Below are 3,826 nucleotides of genomic sequence, written 5' to 3' on the forward strand. Positions count from 1 at the left end.
CCCCCGGTGTGAAATTCCGCACCTTCGTGTCGTCCATGTACTTCCCACAAGAAGGCATCTTTGGCGTCACGCTTTGGGTGGTGTCCACCATCGTGTTCCACTTTGTCCTGTTCGGTGTGATTGCGCAGCGCACGGGACTCGGACAGCTCTTCATCGACAACGCCAGCATCCTTGCGGGGCGCTATACCGGCGGGCCAGCGAAAGTGTCAGTGGTATCATCCGCTTTCTTCGGCACGATCTCCGGCTCATCCGTGGCCAACACCGTGTCCACGGGTGCGTTGACAATCCCGAACATGAAACGTCTCGGCTATCCCGGCCATTTCGCGGGCGGGGTCGAAGCTGCGGCGTCAGCCGGGGGCCAGATCACACCACCCATCATGGGCGCTGCGGCCTTTATCATGGCCGAGTTCTTAGAGCTGCCCTACACCACCATCGTCATCGCCGCGATCTTCCCGGCCTTGCTGCACTATGTCGGCGTATTCACCGTGGTGCATCTGATGGCGCGCAAGCTGGGCCTGAAGGGTTTGGCGAAAGAACAACTCCCCCAATTCGCCGCAGTTTGGAGCGCGGGGTGGGCCAATATCATCCCCTTGATTGGCCTGCTTTGGGTGCTATTCTCGGGCTACACGCCTTACATGTCCGCCTTCTGCGGCATATCGCTGGCGCTGGTCGCTGGAATGTCGCGGCTGCGTGAACCTGTGACACTGGCATATGCAGCCGCGTTCGCTGCCTTTGTCGTCTGGAAGTTCATGGGCGGCGGGTTCGAGTTGATCACGGCCGTGATTCTGCTGGGCGGCACCGCCCTCGCCACGCTGAACCCGCAAGAGCGTATGAAGCTGCCAGAGATGACCGACGCTATGGAGCTGGGCGTGAAATATGCTCTGGCCGTGGGTGCCGCCTCAGCCGCTGTCGGGATCGTCGTCGGCGTGATCAATACCACCGGAATCGGTTTCCGCATCGGGTTCATGGTCACGCAAGGGGCTGGTAATCTGGCGACAGACCTTTACGCTTTTCTCAGCTTTGGAGAATGGGCGTTGTTCCAAGTTGAAGACCTGCAATTGTTCCTGTCTTTGGTGTTCATCGCAGTCGCCTGTATCCTCATGGGCGCAGGCATCCCAACCACAGCACTTTACATCATGCTCGTATCCGTTGCCCAACCGGCGTTGGCGCAGCTTGGCGTACCGCCAATCGCAAGCCACCTTTTCGTCCTCTACTACGGTGTCGTTGCCGAAATCACGCCGCCGGTCTGTACCTCAGCATATGCGGCGGCGGCGATTGCCAACTCGCCCCCGTTCAAGACTGGGATATCGGCCTTTACTCTGGGCCTTGGCAAAGTAGTCGCACCAATGGCTTTCGTCTATGCCCCGGTTTTGTTGTTCGTCTCCTCAACCGGGTTCGATCTATGGACCTTCACTTATTCAGCGGCCAGTTGCATCATGGGTGTTGTGTCGCTGTCGGCGGCTGTGGTTGGGTTTTTGTTGGTACCGATGGGTGTACTCAACCGCGTACTTTGCGCAATTGCGGGTCTTGTGTTTATTGCTCCGTCGCTGCCAGCCGATCTATTGGCGCTAATCATAGCCAGCCCTGCGATTATCACGCAGGTCATCGGCAAACGTCACCCCGTGGCAGTGTCATAATCCAATGGCGGATGTAACACGTGTCGGGATCATAGGCGGCGGAATTGTGGGGATTTGCACTGCAATTTCGCTGCTGGAAGCAGGCCAGAAAGTGACCTTGATCGAACGCGATGCACCCGGTCAAGCAGCGTCGTTTGGAAATGCGGGGATCATTTCACCTTGGTCGGTTGTGCCGCAAGCCATGCCGGGCATTTGGAAACAGATACCGGGCATGTTGCTGCGCCCCCGCGGCCCTGCAGGCGTGTCGCCGCGCCACGGGCTGCGTTATCTGCCGTGGTTGATAAAGTTCCTAGACGAGAGCCGTGCTCAAAAAGCTAAGGCAAACTCGGACGCGATGCACGTCTTATGCGGTGATACCGTGTCGCTCTATCGCCAACTTCTGGCGGGAACGGGACACGACGATCTTGTGGTGGACGCAATGTATGTCCACGCATTTCGTAACGGGAACGCAGCCAGCGTTCAGTCCCTTGGCAACCAAATGCGCAGCCAGAAAGGTGCGGACATTGAACGTATCAACGCTGCTGACTTACGTAATCTTGAACCGGCTCTGTCCCATGATTTCAAGGCCGCGATTTTGATAAAAGGACAAGCGCGCGCGCGTGACCCAGGCCGCATCGGCGAAGTACTTGCCGGTAAAATTGAAACGCTGGGCGGGACGATCTTACGCGAGGCTGTTGTTGATTTGCAAGCACACGACGGCGCTTGGCAAATTCAAAGCGACATAGCGGTTCATACCTTTGACAAGGTTGTCATGGCCGCTGGGGCGTGGTCGGCAGACTTGCTGCGACGGTTGAATATCACTGTCCCCCTTGCAGCCGAACGTGGGTATCATGTATCGTACCCTGATGCCGACGTCATTTTGAACAATTCAGTGATGGATGCCGATGCCCATGCTGTTGCCAGCACTATGAACGAGGGTATGCGGATCGCGGGCATTGCAGAATTTGCAGGCATCGACGCCCCGCCTAACCCCAAACGGCTTGCCGCGTTGCGCCGCACTGCGGAGGCGATGTTGCCCTCCCTCAAAGATCAGAGCCCAAAAACGTGGATGGGTGTGCGTCCGTCCTTTCCTGACAGCCTGCCTGTCATTCAGGAATTCCCAGGCCACCCCGGATTGATTGGAGCGTTCGGTCACAGCCACTACGGGTTAATGATGGCCCCAAAAACAGGGCGTCTTGTGGCGGACATTGCAACTGGCAAGACGCTCAATATCGATATGTCTCCGTTCGCATCCGACCGGTTTTAAGGATGGTGAATTTAAGCGTCGCCTGGCTAGCGCACATGGAATTGCATTGTTGGCAAGACACGCGTTTTTGGCACAAACGTTCAAGAACACCAGGTACTGCCCATGAAAAGCAGTCGTCGGCGCCCTCGCGGTGAATACCCGGTGTTGTTTAAGTTTTTTTGTTTCAAGCCAGTGTGTTAGGTTTGGGCTTTGCGGTCTGGCGCGCGTTGACAAATCTGACAAGGTTGAAGCCGCGAGATGCGTGCACTGTGCTATGTGGGAAGCACAGGCGTCTGCCTCTGGTTTATGCTGCGGTTTCGTCGAGTTTTCTGGATCCTATCGCTCGGCCGCGCGGTCTTTGGCATTCTAGCGGACACTTTTGTAGATCTTAAGGCGTTGGTTTCTGTCCTCTCACGCCAGTAAACTGGGTTAAGCTAATGCCTATCTCTGACCGGCACTTTGAGCGTCGGATGGAAGGACGGGCAGAAGATGTGCAGCTCATAATGCGGCCTGCTTTCTTGGTGGCGCTCGGGTTCGGGGCTTCTGTCCGCGCCCGAAGGTCCCAACGATGCGCATCGGTCCGCCAAAGGGTGGCTTGGCATATACGACCCAGTCGATCGTGCGCAGCAGAGCCAACCATTCGGCGAATGGTGTTGGCTTCTGGCAATCCAGCAAGGTCGCCGAAGAACTTCAGTTGCCCAGTGCGATGCAAAGCCGCGAGCCTTTCAAGAAACAAGCGCCGGAACAGTCGCGACAATACCCGCACATGGAGAAAGAACCCCGGCTTGCAGACGACCCACCGGTAGCCGTCCGGGGACAGGCCCCCGCCGGGCACGATTATGTGGATATGGGGGTGGTGCGTGAGCGCCGGACCCCAGGTATGTAGCACACTGGTCATGCCGACGCGGGCACCGAGGCGCTTGGGACCGGCCGCGATGGTGGCTATCGTCTCCGTAGAACCCTT

At 57.5% G+C, this 3,826-nt stretch carries 2 protein-coding genes and 1 pseudogene; 2 read left to right on the plus strand and 1 reads right to left on the minus strand.

Annotated features, from left to right (window positions below):
- Together KMP13_RS12545 and KMP13_RS12550 are read left to right on the plus strand one after the other, a co-directional pair.
- The coding region (locus KMP13_RS12545; protein ID WP_215266190.1) for a TRAP transporter permease at positions 1-1,637 on the plus strand (1,637 nt) is incomplete at its 5' end.
- A 4-nt stretch (positions 1,638-1,641) separates the two neighbouring features.
- Positions 1,642-2,883, plus strand: coding sequence for an NAD(P)/FAD-dependent oxidoreductase (locus tag KMP13_RS12550; RefSeq protein ID WP_215266191.1), 1,242 nt, complete (start codon positions 1,642-1,644; stop codon positions 2,881-2,883).
- A gap of 528 nt (positions 2,884-3,411) precedes the next feature.
- Here KMP13_RS12550 and KMP13_RS12555 read toward each other — a convergent pair.
- Positions 3,412-3,826 (minus strand): annotated as a pseudogene (locus KMP13_RS12555) (transposase); the annotation flags it as partial.

The organism is Epibacterium ulvae (assembly GCF_018678075.1).
GTDB lineage: Bacteria > Pseudomonadota > Alphaproteobacteria > Rhodobacterales > Rhodobacteraceae > Epibacterium > Epibacterium ulvae_A.